We start from the raw sequence: 19,910 nt of genomic DNA on the forward strand, positions 1-19,910 counted from the left end.
TGCATCACTCCTTACACGTTTTATCATAAATTTCTACTTTTTTTGACAAAATCCTGCTCAAATTAGATGTGTTTTGGTTGGGGAAAGTAGGTGGAAAAACGCTGTGAGCGAAACGAGTGCTTCACTGAGCGAAAGACTGGTTCATTGAGCGAAACTAGCGCTCCATTGAGCGAAACGGGCTTCCTACTGAGCGAAAACAGCTCCCCACTGAGCGAACGTGTAATAAATATAAGAACACGTACCGTAAAAGAGTGCCTCACCAAGAATTCCATCATCCAATTCACAATTTCCTCTACTACATGCTCTTCAAATATGTTATTTTAACTATATAGAAAATAATTACCTAAAACATACACATTATGACGAATATTTTCACAAAAATTAAACGGCAGGGGAAATCTATGTTAAATCAAATTAAAAAAGGTTTAGTTGTATCATGCCAAGCTTTAGAAAATGAACCGTTGCATAGTTCATTCATTATGTCCAAACTTGCTCTTGCTGCTAGAGAGGGCGGAGCATCTGGTATCCGTGCGAACTCCAAAGAAGACATACTCGCGATCAAGCAGGAAGTGGATCTGCCGGTTATCGGGATCGTGAAAAGAGATTATGACGACAGTGAAATCTATATAACTGCAACAAAAAAAGAAATAGATGAATTAATCGAGAGCGGCTGTGAAATGATTGCAATAGACGCAACGTTACGAGAAAGGCCGAATGAGCTCACGCTAGAAAACCTCGTTTCATACACGCGCGAGATGAATCCCAACGTTCAGCTCATGGCTGACATCTCCTCGAAAGAAGAAGCTAAAAAGGCTGAAGAACTGGGTTTTGATTGTGTTTCTACGACTCTTTACGGCTACACGGAGGAATCCAAGGAACACAAACTGTATGAAAATGATTTTCAATTTTTAAAAGAGGTATTAAAAGAAGTATCCATTCCAGTCATTGCAGAAGGCAACATTATGACGCCTGAGATGGTGAGGGATGTACTCGAAATCGGTGCTTATTCTGTTGTTGTAGGCGGTGCGATCACGCGTCCGCAACAGATCACCGCTCGTTTTGTTGCTCAAATTCCGAAATAAAAAAGGATGTTGCACATGGCATCATTATTAAAAGAAATACAAAGCGTTTTCTCTACGCTATCAGATAAGGAAAAGAAAATAGCGAATTACATTTTGGCCAATCCTGAAAAAGCTTCACGAAGCCATATTCAAGAGCTTGCAGAAACAATAGGTGTATCGATCAGTTCGATCACTCGTTTTACGAAAAAAATATCTTGCCGTAATTTTGTAGAGATGAAGGTAAGGCTTGCGGGAGTGGCTGAGTTAAAAGAAGAAGAAGGAATCGAACAGCAGCTTGCCTCTTCTTATCGAGATATGCTGACAGATGTGCAGGATTTAGGAGACGCTGAACAGCTCCAAAGTGTTCTAAACTATATCACGAAAGCAAATCGGATTTTTATTTATGGACTCGGAAGCTCTGGATTAGCAGCACAAGAATTAAACTATCGTTTAAGCCGAATGGGTTTTGTGTGTGAAGCGATTACAGATCCGCATTTAATGATCATCCGAAGCACATTGCTGACGAGCGGTGACGTTATCCTCGCTTTTTCACGTTCAGGACAAACAGCCGACCTGCTTCAATCTGTTACAAAAGGGAAGGAAAAAGGAGCAGTGGTTGTTGCATTTACGGCATTTGGTGAAACACCTTTAACTAAACTCTCAGATGTGATCTTATGGACAGTCCACCCGCTGCGCAATCACTACCTGTTAACTGGACTAGACTTAAGCACGCTGTATTTGATCGACAGAATCAGTCTGCATTTTTTATCGGAAAAGAAACGAGAAGCAACCTATTTGGAAACAGTAGATGCGATTAAAACAAGAGAAACGTAGAGGACTTAGGAGGCAGAGTTATGGAGAGAAGACCAATCATATTAAAAAACGCTTCCATTTACGGAGAAAAACAAATCATTGAAAAAGGTTCAATTGCCATGCAAGACGGGAAAATAAGCGGTTTTGACGTGGACTTTCATTTTGGTGATGATGCAGAAATTATCGAACTGCCAGAAACGTATCATATCGTTCCTGGGATGATCGATGTTCATATTCATGGTGCTGGTGGAGCTGACACGATGGATGCAACCTTTGAAGCGCTCGAAACCATTGCGAGCGTTCTGCCGAGAGAAGGGACAACGAGTTTTCTCGCAACGACGATGACGCAAGAGCAGAACAAAATCGAAAAAGCATTGGAAAACGCAGGGTTGTTTATAGAAGCGGGCCAAGTGGAAGGGAACGCTGAAACGCTCGGCATCCACCTTGAAGGCCCTTTTATTTCTGAGAAAAGAGCGGGTGCACAACCAGTCGGTGCGATCATCGAACCGAATTTAGAACTTTTTAAACAGTGGCAAGAGCTAGCGTCAGGGCACATAAAGCTTGTAACGATTGCGCCTGAGATCGAGGGAAGCCTCGAAGTAATCTCATACCTACATGAACAAAATGTCGTCGCCTCGATCGGACATTCTGATGCGACGTATGAAGAAGTGGTAAGCGGAATGAAGGCGGGTGCATCACATGTTACCCACCTTTACAACGGAATGCGCGGTCTTCATCATCGTGAGCCGGGAGTAGTCGGAGCGGCCCTTTTACACGATGAACTAACAACTGAACTCATCGCTGATGGCATCCACGTTCGGCCAGAACTTATCTCTTTAACTTACAGACAAAAAGGAAACGAGAAAGTCGTATTAGTGACGGATGCGATGCGGGCAAAATGTCTTGGTGATGGGCAGTACGATCTTGGCGGCCAAGAGGTAACCGTGCAGAATGAGACGGCGACTTTAAAAGATGGAACACTTGCTGGCAGCATCATCAAGATGAACACAGCAGCGAAGAACATGATGCAATTTACGGGCTGTACGCTGGAAGACATCATTCAGATGACGTCTGTTAACCCAGCTAAAGAACTAAACGTATATGATCGTAAAGGAAGTCTCGCCCCTGGAAAAGATGCCGACATCGTCGTTCTTGACGAAGATTATGAAGTGGTAATGACATTTTGTAAAGGCAATCTCAGCTTTAGAAGAGGTGATGAAACTTGAAAGTCTTAGAAGTGAAGAATTATGAAGAGATGAGTTCAATTGCTGCCAACATGATCATTGAACTCGTAAAATCTAAGCCAGATGCAAAACTAGGTCTTGCAACCGGTGGAACACCGATCGTGTTATATAAAGAATTGATTCAAGATTACAGAAAGAACGGAACATCCTATGAACAAGTGTGTACGTACAACCTAGATGAGTATGTTGGGATGGATCCGGAAGACTCTAACAGCTACCGTTACTTTATGGAGAAGAACCTGTTTGCCCATATTAACGTGCCTGAGTCCCATATCCATATTCCTGATGGAACAGCAGAGGATTTGAAAGCGGAATGCGAAAGGTATGAGGATGAGTTGATCCGTGGAGGAGGAATCGACATACAGATCCTCGGCATAGGAAGCAACGGTCATATCGGATTTAATGAGCCTGGTACTTCTTTTTCATCACATACCCATATTGTTAAGCTTGCTGAAACAACGCGCAAAGCAAATGCACGGTTTTTTCATAGTTTAGAAGAGGTGCCAACGGAAGCCATTACGATGGGAATCGCGTCGATTTTAAAAGCAAACCAGATTTTGCTCCTCGCCTCAGGGATCAATAAATCAGAGGTGATGAGGCGTTTGTTAACAACCGATGAAGTGGACGAACAGCTGCCAGCATCAGCGTTGAAAAAGCATCCGAACGTAACGATTCTTGCAGATGATAACGCTCTTTCGCTCGTTAGAAAAAAATGAATACGAAAGATAAGTAAAAAGACCCTTTTTTAACAGGGTCTTTTTTCGTGTTTCCTTACTTCAATCCCTTGTCCCTTCTAAAAAACTCAGAAAATGAAAATAAATTTCACAAATATAATTTTAGTGAAAATAATTTAGAAACGACTTATAATAATTTGAAAGCGCTATCAAACAAAAAAGGAGACTGAAATTATGAAGAAAAAAATGAATGTCTTAACCGGTTCCCTCCTTGCTACAAGTCTTATTTTCTCTGCTGTTGACTCGTCAGGTTCAGGAATAGTCAAAGCGCAGGAAAATGTACCTTACAACGTTCTTTCCGTAAAAGATGAGTCAGGCGATCAAATGGCGATCAACGGGAAGAATCAGCTCGCCAACGACAACAAATTGATTCTTTTTAACGATGAATTTAGTTATTACACGGAAACAAGAAAGGGCAGCAAAGAAGTTGTATTAGAAAAAACAGGTATCAATACATACCGTGTTCTAAAAGCAACCGATGGTGACACTGCCATTCCTGAAAATGGTTTGGTCTTATCAACCGGTACGATCTCAACACCTGCCATTACGAACTTCTTGAATCAGTTGGAAACGGGCGAGACCGTTACATTGACTGAGCCAACCGAAAAGCGTGAGCAGAAACAGTCACATGTAGTAGACCCAACAAGAGAATCAAACCCAGGTGGAGCGGTTTTTGATGGGTTCCGTGGACCGGATCAGCTGATCGTCTATACTCCGGCTTTCGGTGAATCTACAAAAACAAATCAGTATGGTTATGAGATTACGGTTGAGAACGGCTTTGTTACAAAGCTTGGAGGCGGAAACTCTAAAATTCCTAAAAACGGGTTTGTTGTGAGCGGTCATGGCGTTAATTCTAGCTGGATCTCTTCAAATTCCATCATTGGTGCAAAGGTTAAGGTAAGCGACAACGGTGTTGTAGAAATCGTACAAGACGTTGAAAGTTTTCAATACCAAAGTCAGCAAGCGATCGATCAAGCGAAGTCATCCATAGAAAAAGCAAAGTCAGAGTATTTAGATGTCGCGTTTACAGAAGCGGATGCTGCTATTCAAAAAGCGGAGTCGCTTTTAGCAGAAGCAGAGTCCATTAAAACGACGGATCCTGTAAGATCATTGGACCGAACAAGACAAGCTACGCAATCTGCTTATGATGCGTATTATTATTCGCTTGCTTCTCATAAAGCAGAGCAGCGTGCCATCTGGTACCGACCTGAGGAAACGACGTTAGCTGGTGTTAATCAAGTTCTAGATCGTATGGAGAAAGCAGGCTTCAACTCTGTCTATTTAGAAACAACGTTCTGGGGATACACGATCTATCCAAGTGAGGTTATGGAGAAATACGGTCTCCCGGCACAACACCCGCGTTTTGCGAATGCTGACTATGGGCAATATGGAAAGGATCTTCTTGACGCTTATGTAAAAGAAGGCAAAAAGCGCGGCATGACGATTCAAGCGTGGACAGATGGATTTATGATTGGGGAGAGCAGCATCGGTGTTCCGTCTCAATTTGCAAAATACCCAGAGTGGGCTGCCATCCAGCGCAGCAACACAACTGGAACATTCAAGCCAGACACGGCAAGCAAGTACTATTGGCTTGATATCGCACAGCCTGTTGTTCAAGACTTTATGTTAGATATTTACAAAGAGATGCAGGCTGATTATGACATCAAAGGTCTGAACATCGATTATATGCGTTATCCGCATCATAAGTTCGAAGAGAGCTACGGGTTCAGTGAAACAACGAAACAGCTTTATAAAGAGAAGACAGGAATCGATCCATACACGTTATCCCCGACATCTACACCAGCTGAATGGGAAAAATGGCTGGATTGGCTGCGCGAACGTGAGAATGATTTTGTAGACAAGCTTCACGTTCAATCAAAAGAGATGAATAAAAAGTTTATGCTGACGGCAACACCTGAGCCAGGACCAGAAGCCGTACAGATCAGTGATTGGAAAGATGACATTGATGGTGTTATTCCGCAAGCATATGGCCATGACTTTAACAGCATTCAAAAGACGGTAACAGACAGCAAAAAGCTAATGCCAGAAGGAACGATGTATTACACAGGTATCTACTCGTTCTATCATCACTTAAGTGAGATGGCGAGTGTAAGTGATGTAATGTCTGCCAAGTATGGCACATCTGGTGTAAACATGTTTGCGTTCGGCCAAGCGAGTGCACCGTCTGTGGATGCTCTCGGTAAAGGACCTTGGCGTGAAAAGGCAGTGAACCCTGGTGAAGAACCAATTCTAGCGACACAAACTGTACTAAAAGATATCGAAAAACAAATCATGAAAATCTATATCCCGCAAGGTGCAGTGAGCGAAGAGAACGGAATTGCTCTTAAACTAGCGATCAAGGAGCTAGATCAAGCAGTGAATAAAGATGCCGCGAACAGTGCTGGTGTATTTGATACAACAGTAGCGAAGGTTGAGCAGGCGGTTGCTGATGATAAGCTTGCAGCAGTTGTTGGACAGAGAATGAAAGCTGACCTTTTACAAGCTAAAACATGGGTGAATTACGCGTTGAATCATCAAAAATAAGAGATTTATAGAAAGAACAGATCAAATGATTAGGATCTGTTCTTTTTTCTAAGTTGTTTATTTGTGCAAATTAGCTAGTTGTGCGGTGAGTGCGATGTGGCGCGTGAAATTAATGTCAATTACGCATGTGATTTTGGCAGATGTGCGTGCGATTTCGTTGTTAGTGCGTGCAAATTGAGAAGGACTGCGGCGCGAGGTGTAATTTTTGGAGGTTGTTCGGTTGCATGCTGCTGGGCTTTCAGCGGGGTATGCCTTACAAGAAGCTTCTCATGGTACAAGCATGCACCTTACAGAAGTAGAAAATCCGTTTTCGCTCAAAGAGGGTGTCGTTCCGCTCAATCAAGCTTCGTTTTCGCTCAATAGGGCTTTAGTTTCGCTCAATTTAGTGCCCGTTTCGCTCAATTCTGCCCTTGATTCGCTCACAACAACTATTCAAGCCTCATATTAGGGCATGTTCAGACTAAAAAACATCATTAAAATTGGAAAAGTTGAATCAAACTGGCATTTTACGTCCTTTTTGATTCAGCTTTTGCCTGATTCTATCTCTATCCATGACAAAATTAAGTCGATTTTCCGTTTCAAATGCTCGTTTACCAGCCTGTTGCCGAAACCTCGCCACCTTGCAAAATGAAAACGTGCCAGCAAAAACCTAGTACACAAAAAAGAAATTAATTTTCAAAATTATAAAACTAACGAAAATTATTTTTAAAATGGATTGAAATCTCACAAACTAACTTTTATAATTGAGTTATTAAGAAAACGCTTACCAAATTGTTTCTGAGGGGGAAATGAAAAGTGAAGAAACGTACAAAAACTTGGGTTTCTGGTTCACTAGCAGCAGCGTTGTCATTAAGTTTGATCGCGTGCAGCAACGGAGAGGAAGAGAAGGCAAAAGGATCTTCTAAAGATGGAGAGCTTTCTGGAGAAGTTACGCTTTGGACGGCTTCCTTAGCAGGAGAGCCATTTGATACTTACTTCAAGAACATTGAAAAAGACTTTGAGAAACTTCACCCGAAACTTGATGTTGTGATTGAAGATGTTCCTCAAAACGAAATGGAACAAAAAGTTTTAACATCACTTACAGGGAATGACGTTCCTGATGTTGTAAACTTAAATCCTCACTACATGTCTAACATTGCAGCTCAGGGCGGACTACTCGACCTTACAGATGCGGTGAGCGACGAGACGAAGGACTCTTTTGTAGAAGGACCCTATCAGTCGGGAATGTATGATGACAAGCTTTATGCATTGCCCTGGTACTTAACAACTACAGTTTCTTGGTATAACAACGACGCTTTCTCAAAAGCGGGTGTTTCTGAACTGCCTACAGATACAAAGGGACTTTATGAAGCAGCGAAAAAAGTAAAAGAAGCAACAGGCAAGCCTTCTTACTTCCCAGTTATCAACGACGGTAACACGATCATGGAAAAAATGGTCTCGATCGCGAACGGAACACCAATCGTGGAAGATGGTAAAGCAAAGATTGAAGACAACAAAGATCTATTAGAATTCTTCGAGGCAACTCAGAAGATGTATAAAGAAGGAATCATTCCGCAAGAAGCGGCAGAAGGTTCGATCAAAACAGGTCAAGAGCTATACATGGCAGGAAACGTTTCTTTGCTTGAAGGCGGCGTAACTTTCCTTGGCCCGATTGAATCTGGCGCACCTGATGTGTACAAAGCTTCAAAAGCAGGACAGCCGTTAAACGCAGCTGAAGCACCAGTGAACGTTGCGGTTATGAACTTTGCCGTTCCAGCGAAAACAAAGAACGAAGCTGCTGCAGTAGCACTTGCTGAATTTGTTTCAAACGCTGAGAACCAACTAGAGTTTGCTAAAACAGCAGGCACGGTTCTTCCAGCTACAAAGAAATCTTTAGAAGATGACTACTTCAAGAATCCAGGAGATTCTCCAAAAGCGTTTGGTATGTTAGAAGCTTCTAAGTCTTTAAGCCGTGCAGAAGTACTTATTCCTCCAACGGAAAACAGTGCTGATCTGCGTACTGCAACAAAAAATATCTTCATCCAAAACTTACAAGGCAAATTATCTCCGAAAGAAGCTTTAAAAGAGCTAGCTTCTGAATGGAATAAAGCATTTGAAAAAACAGGTGAAAAAGTAACATTCTAATGTAACAGATGAAGAGACTAGCTTTTTAAAAAAGCCTAGTCTCTACTTTTTAAAGGGGGGTTCTAACATGAACAGAGAACCTGTTGTACTAGCAAATATAAAAACAAAGATCACAACAAAAAAGAAGAAATCGTTTAGCATGAAGTTTCTTACACCATGGCTGTTTTTACTGCCAGCTATCGTAATTTTAGCAACGTTTTTAGTGTATCCCATCCTAGAAGCGTTCAAATGGAGTTTGCTGGATTATAAAATCATTGCGGGTACTGGCGAATATGTTGGTCTAGCTAACTTTAAAGAGATGTTTGCAGATAAGTATTTCTGGGTTGCGTTAATGAACACGCTGACGTTTCTTGTGATCGTCCTGCCGTTAAACGTCTTTTTACCAATGATTTTAGCAGTCCTTGTAAACCAAAAAATAAAAGCTGCTGGTACGTTCCGCGTTCTTTACTATCTCCCAGTTATCACACCTATGGTTGTAGCTGCACTCATGTGGAAGATGCTTTATTCACAAAGCGGAATCATCTCAGAGTTTTTAGTAAAACTAGGCGTGTTTGATGGTCCTACGAATCTATTGGTTCAATCGTCAACAGCACTTACAGCCGTAGCTGCCATCACCGTATGGAAGGGTCTAGGCTATTATATGATCATCTATTTGGCTGGTCTGCAATCGATTCCAAAGGATGTTTATGAGTCTGCAAGTATTGACGGTGCATCTGTTTGGAAGCAGTTTACGAAGATTACGGTTCCGATGCTAACGCCTTCTATTACACTCGTATCCGTTATGACGATCATTGCCGGAATGAAAGTTTTTGAAGAGATCGCCTTAACAACGGGCGGTGGTCCTTCAGGTGCAACAACGACGCTCGTGATGTACATCTACAACAAATTTATGAGTCTTGATGTAAGTACGGCATCAGCTGCAGGTATCGTTCTGCTAGTCCTTGCTATTGCTGCATCACTTCTGCAAATGAAGCTAACAAGTAAACGCGAAGACGATCTGCGTGTTTAATCGATTGGGGGATAACCATGAAATCAAAACAAACCAGTAAAATCTGGCTTTATGCCGTTATGTTATTGATTACCGTGCTAACGGTCGGACCGTTTCTCATTACGCTATTTATGGCGATGAAATCTGGAGGTGAAGGCATCTACACAAGTCTTCTTCCAAAAGATCCAACACTTGCAAACTTTGTAACAGCTTTCGAAAAATCGAACTTTGGACTTTACTTTATGAACACGGCGATCATTACAGCGATTGCGATTCCATTAAACCTGCTGTTCTGCAGTTTAGCGGCCTATCCGCTCGCACGAATGGAATTTAGAGGCCGCAGTGTAGTGCTCGCACTCATCATCTCAACCATGATGGTTCCGTTTCAGCTCTACATGGCTCCACTTTTTCAGCTGGCAGGAGAACTTGGGCTGCGAAACACACATATTGGGCTTGTTGTGATGCAGGTTTCAACAGCGTTCGGAATCTTTTTAATGCGCCAAGCTTACCTTCGTATACCAAAAGAACTCGAAGAATCGGCTTACTTAGACGGTGCAAACCGCTTTAAAGTGTGGTATCTCGTCGTATTGCCGCTTGTAAAGCCGACGCTTGTAACGCTAGCCATCTTCACGTTCATGGGAACATGGGGAGATTACTTATGGCCGCTGCTTAACTCAACAGAAAGCAGCATGTATACGTTATCCATCGGTCTAGCGCAGCTTTCACAGAACTTTGACGGATCCAACTTAAAATTAATCTCTGCAGCATCCATCTTAACGACGATTCCAACACTACTAATCTTTATTTGGCTGCAAAAGTACTTTATTTCAGGAGCAACAGACGGAGCAGTCAAAGGTTAACCATATCTTTTTAAGAGGTGAATTCATTTGAGTACCTTAACATTTTGGGGAAGAGAAATACCTGTCATCCATGATGTGGATTGTGTTGTCGTCGGCGGCGGTACAGGTGGCGCTGCAACAGCAATTTCAGCATTAGAAGAAAATCTTTCCACCCTAGTTGTAGAAAAAACCATTTCACTTGGAGGAACTCAGACAAATTCCCTTGTTTCTCCTATGATGCCGACTCATGTAAAAACTCAGCGCATCAACGGGTTAATTACCGAGCGTCTAAATCAAGAAAATATAGAAACGAACGACGGAACAACTGCATGCAGCTGGTTTAACGTAGAGTCTTTAAGTTATGTGCTCGAACAACTCATTACAGAGCGCGGTGGCAGCATTCTGTATGATGCGAATTTTATCGATTGTGTGCTGGTTGATAGAAAGATTACGCATATTGTCGTAAACACATGCAATGGACTGATGGCCATAGCAGGCAAAACATTTGTTGATGCTACAGCAGATGCGGTTCTTTCTCGATCGGCAGGCGTGACTGTTGAAAGCGGAAATCAAGATGGGGAAAACCAGCAGATTTCTTTCCGTTTTGAAATGGGTGGTATTGATATCCCAGAATTGCGAACGTTTATTCTTTCAAAGAACGAGACGTTTTGTAAGATCGAGAATCCTGACTTTTTTGAGATCGCCATGGTTCCTGGTAAAGGGCATGTGCTGGAGCCTTATTTCAGGGAAGCACTTGCAAACGGTGATCTAATCGAGGAAGATCTGCGATATTTCCAAGCTTTTACCCAGCCGGGAAAACCAACAGTCATGTCATTCAACTGCCCGCACATTCCTGGGATCATGAAAACAACAGATCCAAAGCTTCGTTCAGAGGCTGTTATAAAAGGAAGACAAATGATTCGAAGGCTCGCACGCTTTTTACCAAAGTACATTCCGGGATTTCAAAACGCGTTTCTTTTAAAAGAAGCGAATCAGCTCGGTATCCGAGAATCATACCGCATCGTCGGCCAATATGTACTTACTGAACAGGATTATGTGGACCGCGCCAGATTTGAAGACGGAATTGCACGTGGTGATTGGTACATTGATGTTCACAGTGTTACAAAGGAATCGGTAAACGAAGCGAAATTTACTCGCGGAGAGTATTATGAGATTCCTTATCGTTCCTTAATCACGTATGAAGTGGAAAACTTGGTTGTTGTAGGTAGGCATATTTCTAGCACATTTCTGATGCAAGCGTCTCTTCGCATACAGCCGACCGTTCGCGATATGGGGCAAGCGGCAGGATTAGCTTGTGCGTATTCCATTAAAAACAAGACAGCATTAAACCAATTGAACGGTGCACATCTGAAACAGCAGCTTCAAATGGTGGAGGAGTTTTAAATGAAGAACATACAAACCGTAAACATATTGAACCATACACATTGGGACCGCGAATGGTATGAAACGTTTGAAGAGTTTCGCTTCAGACTTCGCAACGGACTCCGCTATACACAGAAACTGTTGAATGAAGGAAAAATAGATAACTTCTTTTTAGACGGACAGACGATTGTTCTGGATGACTACAAAGAGATCGTAAGTGATGAAGAATATGAACGCCTTCTTGCTTTTATACATGAAGGGAAAATAGAAGTTGGACCTTGGTATCTCTTAGCAGATGAGTTTCTCGTTTCAGGCGAGTCCATGATTAAGAATCTAGAGATCGGAACAACCGCTGCAAAAAAACTCGGTTCACCATACAACATCGGTTATCTGCCAGATACGTTCGGACACATCAGCCAGATGCCGCAAATCCTGCAGAATTACGGAATCCATGCAGCTCTTATTTTCCGTGGCGCTGTATCCGACCGTTTTGAGAACATGTGGGAAGGTGCGGACGGTACAAAGGTGTTTACGATCGTTCTGCCGCTATTTGAAGGGTATTATCAAACATTCCTTAAGTCTAAAGATTTTGTGGAAAAGACGAAATCTTATTTAGATGGCAATGCTCCTTATTTAACTTCTGGCCATGCACTCATCATGAACGGAGCCGATCATACCTTTACGAGTTCTGATGTGGATGAAAGAGTAAAGAAATTGAGTGAAGAGATGCCTGAAATTACGTTTAAGCAAACGTTGATGTCTGAATATGTGAAAATGTTCGCTGGAATGGAACCAGAGTCAACCATCTCAGGGGAGCAACGCGATCCATCAAAGATCTTTATACTTCCAGGCGTTTATTCCACAAGATCTTATTTGAAAAATCAAAACCAAATGTGTGAAGACCAAGCCGTTGGAATCATGGAATCACTGAATGTTTGGACAAATGGTTCTTCAGATTCTGCAAAATTTATGGAATATGTGTGGAAGCTGATCTTACAGAATCAGCCACATGACAGCATCTGCGGATGCAGTGTGGACGCCGTTCACGATGAGATGGAAACACGAACGCAAAAAGTATTGAGCGCGATCAGTCAGTTTTCAAAAGATATTCTTCACGATGAATTTCCGTTTGAGTACTTGGCCGATTCAGTCGAAAACAGCTATCTATATGTGATTAACAACACACCTGTTGCGTCACAGTATCCTGTTACAGCAACAATCCGCATTCCGGCGGTAACCGATAAAGGTTCTATCAAATTGTTTCATAACGAAGAGGAAATTGTGTTTGACGTGTTGAAAAGAGAACGTCGGGAAGAGTTTATCCACCATATTTTAGCTGAGCCTCACTATGGGGATTATGTGATCTATGATGTTTGTTTCCTGCTGCCTTTTGATGGAGCGGAAATCAAGAAGCTTCGTATTGCTGCGGTGGAGGATGAATCGGTAGTTGTTAGCAGCAGTGAACTTCAGTCGATTCAAAATGAATTTTATAAAATAGAGTGGCACGAAGATAGTTTATCCATCACTGACTTAGAAACGGGCGCGACATATAAGGATCAGCACCATTTCACCTCGTCTCTAGATGCTGGAGATACGTATAACTATTCTCCGCCATTGAACGAAAACATGAGTAAAGCGGTTATTTCAGGGGTATCTGATATCATAAAAGGCGAGACGTTTCAGTCCGTCACAGTAGATTATGAGATGAAATTGCCTGCTTCACTGAACGAAGACCGAACAGGTCCGAATGACGCGGAAACGACAAATACGATGAAAACAATGATTACCCTTCATAAAGGGAAAAGGTTCATCTATTTTAAAACGAAGATAAACAATACGGCGAAAGATCAAAAGTTAAAAGTTGGATTCTCTACATCAAAAGCCGATATAAGCTATGCAGATACAGCGTTTGACCTGATCCAACGGGAAACGCTTCGAGATAAGAAATATGATATGCCGAAAAATAAAGAAGCCACCATGAACCAATATCCAACTCAATCTACAGTGATCGTAAATGAACATCAGCTTCTTCACCGCGGTTTGCAAGAATACGAGGTTGATGAATTCGAAGGAAATGACCACATTTTCTTGACGATGATCCGAAGTGTTGGCTGGTTATCGAGACGTGATCTTCGTACGCGCGGAAATGGGGCTGGACCTGGCTTTGAAACACCTGGTGCACAATGTATCGGTGAGTACGAATTTGAGTACGGGTTGGTTCTAGGCAAGAAAAACATGAGTTTGAACAAAGGGAAATTTTTGCGACAGCATGTGCTGACTCAGCAATCATATGTAAAAAAAGAGGATCAAAAGCTATTTAAACTTTCATCAGCAGAGGTTGCTTTCTCCTCATTCATGCTGAAGGAAAAAAATACATTTGATATTCGTCTGTTCAATCCTTCTGATGAGGATGTGAACACAGAGTTATTTCTTGGTTTTGATCCTGAAGAGCTGTATGAAGTTAATTTTGCAGGGGAAATCCTGTCGAGGGTAACTGCCGCAAAACAGACAGCCATTACGTTTGGCCCTAAACAAATCAAAACCATTCGTGTAAAAAGGAAAGGCCGGTAATGAAGGGATCAAATACTCCGTCCTTAGAAAATGAAGGTGATCAAGATGAGAAAGTTTGTAGCATTTGACATAGGCGGGACATTAATTAAATACGGTGTTATTTCAGAAGATGGGACGTTTATTGAAAAATATGAAGTGCCAACAGAGGCGCAGCTTGGTGGCCCCGCGATCGTCCAAAAAGTGAAGCAGTGTGGAGAGCAGCTGATTGAGAAGCATGACATAAGCGGGATCTGTATCAGCACCGCGGGTCAAGTAGATTCCAAAGAAGGTGTCATCCTGTTCGCTTCATCGCTGATTCCGAACTACACCGGAACTAAGTTGAAGCAGGAACTAGAGGAACATTTTAACTTGCCTGTAGAAGTAGAAAACGATGTGAACTGTGCCGGACTTGCGGAGTCTTGGATTGGAACAGGAAAAGATTCAAAGAGCTTGTTCTGTCTGACGATTGGTACAGGAATTGGCGGCAGCTACATTTTAGACAACAAGCTTCATACCGGTCACAGCTTTAGCGGTGGTGAGATTGGTTACATTCCGATCGAAGGCGGTCAGTTTGAAGAGCTCGCTTCAACTCGTGTTCTGATTAAAAATGTAGCGAGGCGAAAAGAAGCAGCTGAAACGGAGTTTGATGGCAAGAAGATTTTCGAGTTGGCGCAAAAAGGTGACGAAATATGCATCGAGGAAATCGAGCGCCTTGTGTACTACTTATCAAAAGGTATCGCTACAATCGCCTACATGATGAATCCAGAGACGATTATTATCGGCGGAGGCATCACAGCTCAAAAGGATTACCTTCTGCCGTTAATCATGAAACAGCTCGAGATCGATGTGATTCCAGCGATTTTAGCGAAGACGAAGATCGAGATCGCCCGCAACTTAAACAATGCAGGCATGGTCGGAGCTTTACGTCATTTCCTGCTGCAAGAATCTTTGCAGCCTCTAAAGAGTATCACTACAATGATCGAATCGCATCGTCATAAGCTGACGAAACGAGAGCAGATGATCGCAAAATACATTATCACGAATCTAGAGTCATTCCCGAACAGAACCATCTCAGAGCTGTCGCGTCAGATCGACGTATCAGAAGCAACGATAACACGTTTCTGCCAAAAGCTCGAGTTTGGCTCCTACAATAAGCTTCGTTTGATGGCAAAAGAAGCTTCAGTCAGCACAAGACTTTTTGAACCATCTGAAAGTCAACATTTAACAGGTGTGAAAGAGACGTATGTAAATATGCTCAAAAAATTTGATACGCTTTATGAGATGAAAGATGTAGAAAAAGTTAAGCATCAAGTAGCGAACGCAGAACAAATCTACTTGTATGGCGGAAACAAACTCTCTTTTATCGCGGATCAAATGAAATATAAACTGATGAAACTAGGTAAGAGAGCAGACACATTCTCGTCTCCTTATGAGATGGAACTTTCGTCATATACAATAAACCAAGACACCTTGGTGATCGGGCTCAGTGCTTCTGGTTATGATTCAGAAGTGGTTAGTATGTTGAGACAGGCGAAGAAGTTAGGGTGTGAAACGATCGGCGTGACGAGTCAGCAAGATTCTCCGTTATCTGAGGTTTCGAATACGCGTTTACTCATTCCAGCGACAGACGATATCGCGGGTGATGATAACTCCATTTGCGAGGTATCCGCTTTTTATTTAATGGATGTCATCTTAAAAGAACTGCGCAATGACTATAACGCTGCTGGAAATCATCAAAAAGAGATTATTTAAACGTGTGTTTTGCTCAGTATGGATCATTCTGACGCTGATTGGCCGGTTGGGCAGGATTTAGAGCTGTAAAAGAGGGATGAAGTTTGTAATTTGGGGTGTTGTGAGCGAAAAGAGGGCTTCACTGAGCGAAAAGCTGGTCAGATTGAGCGAAAAGAGGGATCCACTGAGCGAAACGGCTGATGTATTGAGCGAAAAGCGACCTTGATTGAGCGAACGTGTAATAAATATAAGAACACGTACCGTAAAACTTAGGAAAACATACAGGACCGATGGCGCGCAGAACGAAGCTCAAGGGCCACTGGCACGCTTGCACCCCGCACCTGCACGCCACAAAAAAACGAACTTAAAAAGAAAGGAGAAAATATGAGATCACACAATATTTTCTCCTTTTTACGTATGAAGGGTGAACGGTCATGAATCCGTACGATGAAGAACAAGATAAACGGCTAAATGAAAAGCCAAAGCAAACGAAACAAGCTGATTTTGATGCGTTCTGGGAAGGTTTGAAATCCGAAAATGAGAAGTATCCGCTTAATGTTGAAATGAAGAAGAGGGCATACAGCGTTCCAGGCGTGAACGTCTATGACGTAGCTTTTGACGGGTTTCGCAATTCCCGCATTTACGGTGTATACGTTACACCTGAAGTGGTGAAGAACGATGCACCAGCTGCCGTCATCTTTCATGGCTACAACTGGAACACGTTGCAGCCACATTATACGTTTAAGCATGTGATCCAAGGAGTACCTGTTTTATTAGTAGATGTGCGAGGGCAGAGTATAAAATCGGCGGATCAGAACACCTACGAAAATGGTGGAGCGGCCGGTTGGGTCACTCAGGGGATATTTGACCGTAACGCGTATTATTACAGTCATGTTTATATGGACTGTTACCGAAGTGTTGATGTTGTTCGGGAGCTTTCTGGAAAAAGCGGGGTTTATTTAGAAGGAGGCAGCCAAGGGGGAGGATTAGCCATTGCGACGGCTGCACTTCAAGACAGCATTCTCTTAACGTTATGTGACATTCCGTTTATGACAGACTTCGAACGCTCGGTCAGACTTGCTGCAGAAGGGCCTTACACAGAGATTGCGCATTATTTTAAAGTTCATGACCCGCTTCATCAGACATCTGCTAAAATTTTTGAAACACTTAGTTATGTGGATGCCATGAATCTGGCAAGCTCTGTAACGTGTCCGGTCCTTTTATCTGTAGGGATGATGGACCCCGTTTGCCCGCCGAGTAGTGCCTTTGCGTTATATCATCATTTAAGCGGACCAAAGGAAATGAGAACATACCGAGAATACGGCCATGAAGTTCCTATGCTTCATGAAGAAGAGAAGCTTACATTTATGCACTCTTATCTAAAAAGTACGAGCGAAAGAAGGCAAAATTCATGAAGATTGCTTATTTACCAATAGATGAACGTCCGTGCAACACGACCTATGTAGAAATGATTGTGAAGTCTTCACATGATGTTGAACTGTTTATGCCAGAACCCGAACTTTTAGGTTATAAAAAGAAGGCGGCAAATACAGAAGGATTATGGAACTGGGTAAAGACTGCTGCAGGCAAAGTGGACACTCTCATCCTAAGTATCGATATGCTGATTTATGGCGGACTTCTTCCCTCTAGACTTCATTATTTAACTGAAAAAGAGAGTGCTGTATGGATGGAACGCTTACGCTCACTGCGCCAGGAACATCCGAATCTCGGAATCTATGCGTCAAACTTGATCATGCGCACACCCAAATACAGTTCGAGTGACGAGGAACCAGATTATTATGAACACTGGGGCCGAGAGTTGTTTTTACGTGCCTATTTACTAGATAAAGAACAGCGCGAAAACTTAACAGAAGATGAGGCGAAACAGCTTAGTGAGATAAAGGATAAGCTGCCACAAGAACACATTGAAGACTATGAGACGAGACGTGCTTTCAATTCAAACATGAATGTTCAAATGCTGGATTTGGTTAAGGAAGGAGTGCTGACGTTTTTGTCCATTCCGCAAGATGACAGTTCCGAATTCGGATATACGGCGATTGATCAAAGCGCAGTGGTTACAAAACGAGAACAGCTTCGTTTATATAAAAACGTTCAAATGTACCCTGGTGCTGATGAGGTGGGTGCGACTTTATTAGCCCGGGTTTATAATGATTTGAAAGGGCAGAAACCTAAAATTTTTCCGATATGGAGCAGTACACTCGGCCCTCAGCTTGTGCCGATGTATGAAGACCGTCCTTTTGCAGAAAGCTTAAAAGCACACATATTAGCAGCAGGGTGTCAGCTGGTAGATCGTGCAGAGGATGCCGATCTGGTACTCGCTTATAATACGCCAGGCCGCGCGATGCAAGAATCGTGGGAACAGCATGCAAAAGATATTACGTACACGAGTTTTAGAAATATGCTGACGTTTGTGGATCAGATCAAGCACTTTATTGATTCAGGAAAAAATGTCATTGTAGCGGATTCGGCATATGCCAATGGCGGTGACGCCGAGCTGATAACTCTTTTAGATGAAGAGGGTATTCTTGATCAGCTATTGTCGTACAAAGGCTGGAACACGAACTGCAATACGCTTGGTACAACGATCTGCCAAGGTGCATTAGGTGCTGATGGGATACAGAAGCAGATTAAAGAAAACTTGATCTACCACCTTTTTGATGATTATTTTTATCAAGCAGAGGTTCGTATGAAAATGAACGAGGATTTCTTGCCACAGTATGGTTTGAATTATTTTGATCTAAAAGACGCTGCGGACGCTGTGAACGAAGAGCGCGATCAGCGAATGCTATCAAGGTTCAATGAGGTAATTCTAAATAGTTTTCTAGCTTATGAGGTAGAGAATTTGAAGACATTCGCACCATGGAACCGAATGTTTGAATGCGGATTATCGTTTAAGTTGAAAGAAAGAAGTGAATCAAAATGAGACTAGGTGCGATTGAAGCAGGTGGCACGAAGTTTGTTTGCGGAATTGGTACGGAACAGGGAGAAGTCATTGAAAGAATCTCTATTCCAACCACAACGCCAGAAGAGACTCTGGAGCAGGTGATCGGCTTTTTTAAAACGAGAGAAGTTGATGCGCTAGGTGTGGGCTCATTCGGACCAGTTGATCTTGATCACGCGAGTCCAACGTACGGCTATATTACGAGCACACCAAAAAGACATTGGAACTCATTCAATCTTGTTGGAGAACTAAAAAAACGTTTTTCTGTTCCTATTGGTTTTGATACGGATGTGAATGCGGCAGCACTAGGTGAGTCCGTTTGGGGTGCGGCAAAAGGACTCGACAGCTGTTTGTATATGACGGTTGGAACAGGTATCGGCGTTGGTGCTGTTTCAGAAGGAAAGTTGGTTCACGGCATGCTTCACCCAGAGATGGGCCACATTTTAGTGAGGCGGCATGAAGAAGATCCGTTTCGTGGAAGCTGCCCGTTTCATGGTGACTGTTTAGAAGGAATGGCGGCTGGTCCAGCGATTGAAGCACGCTGGGGAACAAAAGGTGTGGAACTTGCAGGAGATTCTAAAGTGTGGGAACTTGAAGCATATTATCTCGCACAAGCGCTCGTGAATTATATACTGATTCTCTCGCCTAAGAAGATTATCATTGGGGGCGGCGTGATGAAGCAGGAGCAGCTTTTCCCGCTAGTCCGAGAACAGACGGTTAAGTTGTTGAACGGGTATATTCAGCATGACAATCTATTGAAAACTATCGATCAGTACATCGTTCCCCCTGGTTTGGGTGACAATGCTGGGTTATGTGGGGCGCTGGCGTTAGCTAAAGGACTATAGATGATTGATTTTATGGAGCTGATTCCAGGCTGTTTAGGAGTCAGCTTTTTGTATTTGGCTGAAAACGTTGGTGTTAGAGGTAGAAAATAGAC

At 42.7% G+C, this 19,910-nt stretch carries 15 protein-coding genes; all 15 read left to right on the forward strand.

The features are described from left to right. Positions 1–401: 401 nt before the first annotated feature. On the forward strand, positions 402–1,082 hold the full coding sequence (locus tag AWM68_RS18605) for an N-acetylmannosamine-6-phosphate 2-epimerase (protein WP_066245235.1): 681 nt from the start codon (positions 402–404) through the stop codon (positions 1,080–1,082). A gap of 15 nt (positions 1,083–1,097) precedes the next feature. After that, positions 1,098–1,895, forward strand: a complete 798-nt coding sequence (locus AWM68_RS18610; protein WP_066245239.1) for a MurR/RpiR family transcriptional regulator — start codon at positions 1,098–1,100, stop codon at positions 1,893–1,895. A 20-nt stretch (positions 1,896–1,915) separates the two neighbouring features. Then, complete coding sequence (gene nagA / locus AWM68_RS18615) at positions 1,916–3,100, forward strand: N-acetylglucosamine-6-phosphate deacetylase (RefSeq protein ID WP_066245241.1); 1,185 nt, start codon at positions 1,916–1,918, stop codon at positions 3,098–3,100. After that, positions 3,097–3,834: a glucosamine-6-phosphate deaminase gene (nagB, locus tag AWM68_RS18620; RefSeq protein ID WP_066245243.1), complete on the forward strand. Its 738-nt coding sequence runs from the start codon at positions 3,097–3,099 to the stop codon at positions 3,832–3,834. Before nagA ends, nagB begins: the two co-directional genes overlap by 4 nt. A 192-nt stretch (positions 3,835–4,026) precedes the next feature. Continuing rightward, the gene (locus AWM68_RS18625) at positions 4,027–6,396 is read left to right on the forward strand and encodes a glycoside hydrolase family 10 protein (protein ID WP_066245244.1); all 2,370 of its coding nucleotides are present in this window, start codon (positions 4,027–4,029) and stop codon (positions 6,394–6,396) included. A gap of 220 nt (positions 6,397–6,616) precedes the next feature. Beyond that, entirely contained in the window at positions 6,617–6,844 is a 228-nt protein-coding gene (locus AWM68_RS18630) for a hypothetical protein (RefSeq protein ID WP_066245246.1), read from the forward strand. A 347-nt stretch (positions 6,845–7,191) separates the two neighbouring features. Beyond that, the gene (locus AWM68_RS18635; protein WP_066245247.1) at positions 7,192–8,520 is read left to right on the forward strand and encodes an ABC transporter substrate-binding protein; all 1,329 of its coding nucleotides are present in this window, start codon (positions 7,192–7,194) and stop codon (positions 8,518–8,520) included. A 67-nt stretch (positions 8,521–8,587) separates the two neighbouring features. After that, positions 8,588–9,529 carry a carbohydrate ABC transporter permease gene (locus AWM68_RS18640; protein WP_066245248.1) on the forward strand — a complete coding sequence of 314 codons (942 nt, stop codon included), beginning with the start codon at positions 8,588–8,590 and terminating at the stop codon, positions 9,527–9,529. Between the two features lie 17 nt (positions 9,530–9,546). Further along, the gene (locus AWM68_RS18645) at positions 9,547–10,368 is read left to right on the forward strand and encodes a carbohydrate ABC transporter permease (protein ID WP_066245249.1); all 822 of its coding nucleotides are present in this window, start codon (positions 9,547–9,549) and stop codon (positions 10,366–10,368) included. A gap of 27 nt (positions 10,369–10,395) precedes the next feature. Continuing rightward, the gene (locus AWM68_RS18650; protein WP_066245251.1) at positions 10,396–11,751 is read left to right on the forward strand and encodes an FAD-dependent oxidoreductase; all 1,356 of its coding nucleotides are present in this window, start codon (positions 10,396–10,398) and stop codon (positions 11,749–11,751) included. Continuing rightward, positions 11,752–14,301: a glycoside hydrolase family 38 C-terminal domain-containing protein gene (locus AWM68_RS18655; protein WP_066245254.1), complete on the forward strand. Its 2,550-nt coding sequence runs from the start codon at positions 11,752–11,754 to the stop codon at positions 14,299–14,301. It begins immediately after the preceding gene. Positions 14,302–14,346: 45 nt separating this feature from the next. Then, the gene (locus AWM68_RS21150; protein ID WP_082820782.1) at positions 14,347–16,032 is read left to right on the forward strand and encodes an ROK family protein; all 1,686 of its coding nucleotides are present in this window, start codon (positions 14,347–14,349) and stop codon (positions 16,030–16,032) included. A 413-nt stretch (positions 16,033–16,445) separates the two neighbouring features. Then, complete coding sequence (locus tag AWM68_RS18665) at positions 16,446–17,426, forward strand: acetylxylan esterase (protein WP_066245256.1); 981 nt, start codon at positions 16,446–16,448, stop codon at positions 17,424–17,426. Continuing rightward, positions 17,423–18,955 carry a DUF4127 family protein gene (locus AWM68_RS18670; protein ID WP_066245257.1) on the forward strand — a complete coding sequence of 511 codons (1,533 nt, stop codon included), beginning with the start codon at positions 17,423–17,425 and terminating at the stop codon, positions 18,953–18,955. The genes AWM68_RS18665 and AWM68_RS18670 overlap by 4 nt, the downstream gene beginning before the upstream one ends. Further along, complete coding sequence (locus AWM68_RS18675) at positions 18,952–19,818, forward strand: ROK family protein (protein WP_066245259.1); 867 nt, start codon at positions 18,952–18,954, stop codon at positions 19,816–19,818. Before AWM68_RS18670 ends, AWM68_RS18675 begins: the two co-directional genes overlap by 4 nt. The last annotated feature ends 92 nt before the right edge of the window (positions 19,819–19,910 follow it).

It is taken from the genome of Fictibacillus phosphorivorans (assembly GCF_001619875.1).
In the GTDB taxonomy this organism is placed as follows: Bacteria; Bacillota; Bacilli; order Bacillales; family Fictibacillaceae; genus Fictibacillus; species Fictibacillus phosphorivorans_B.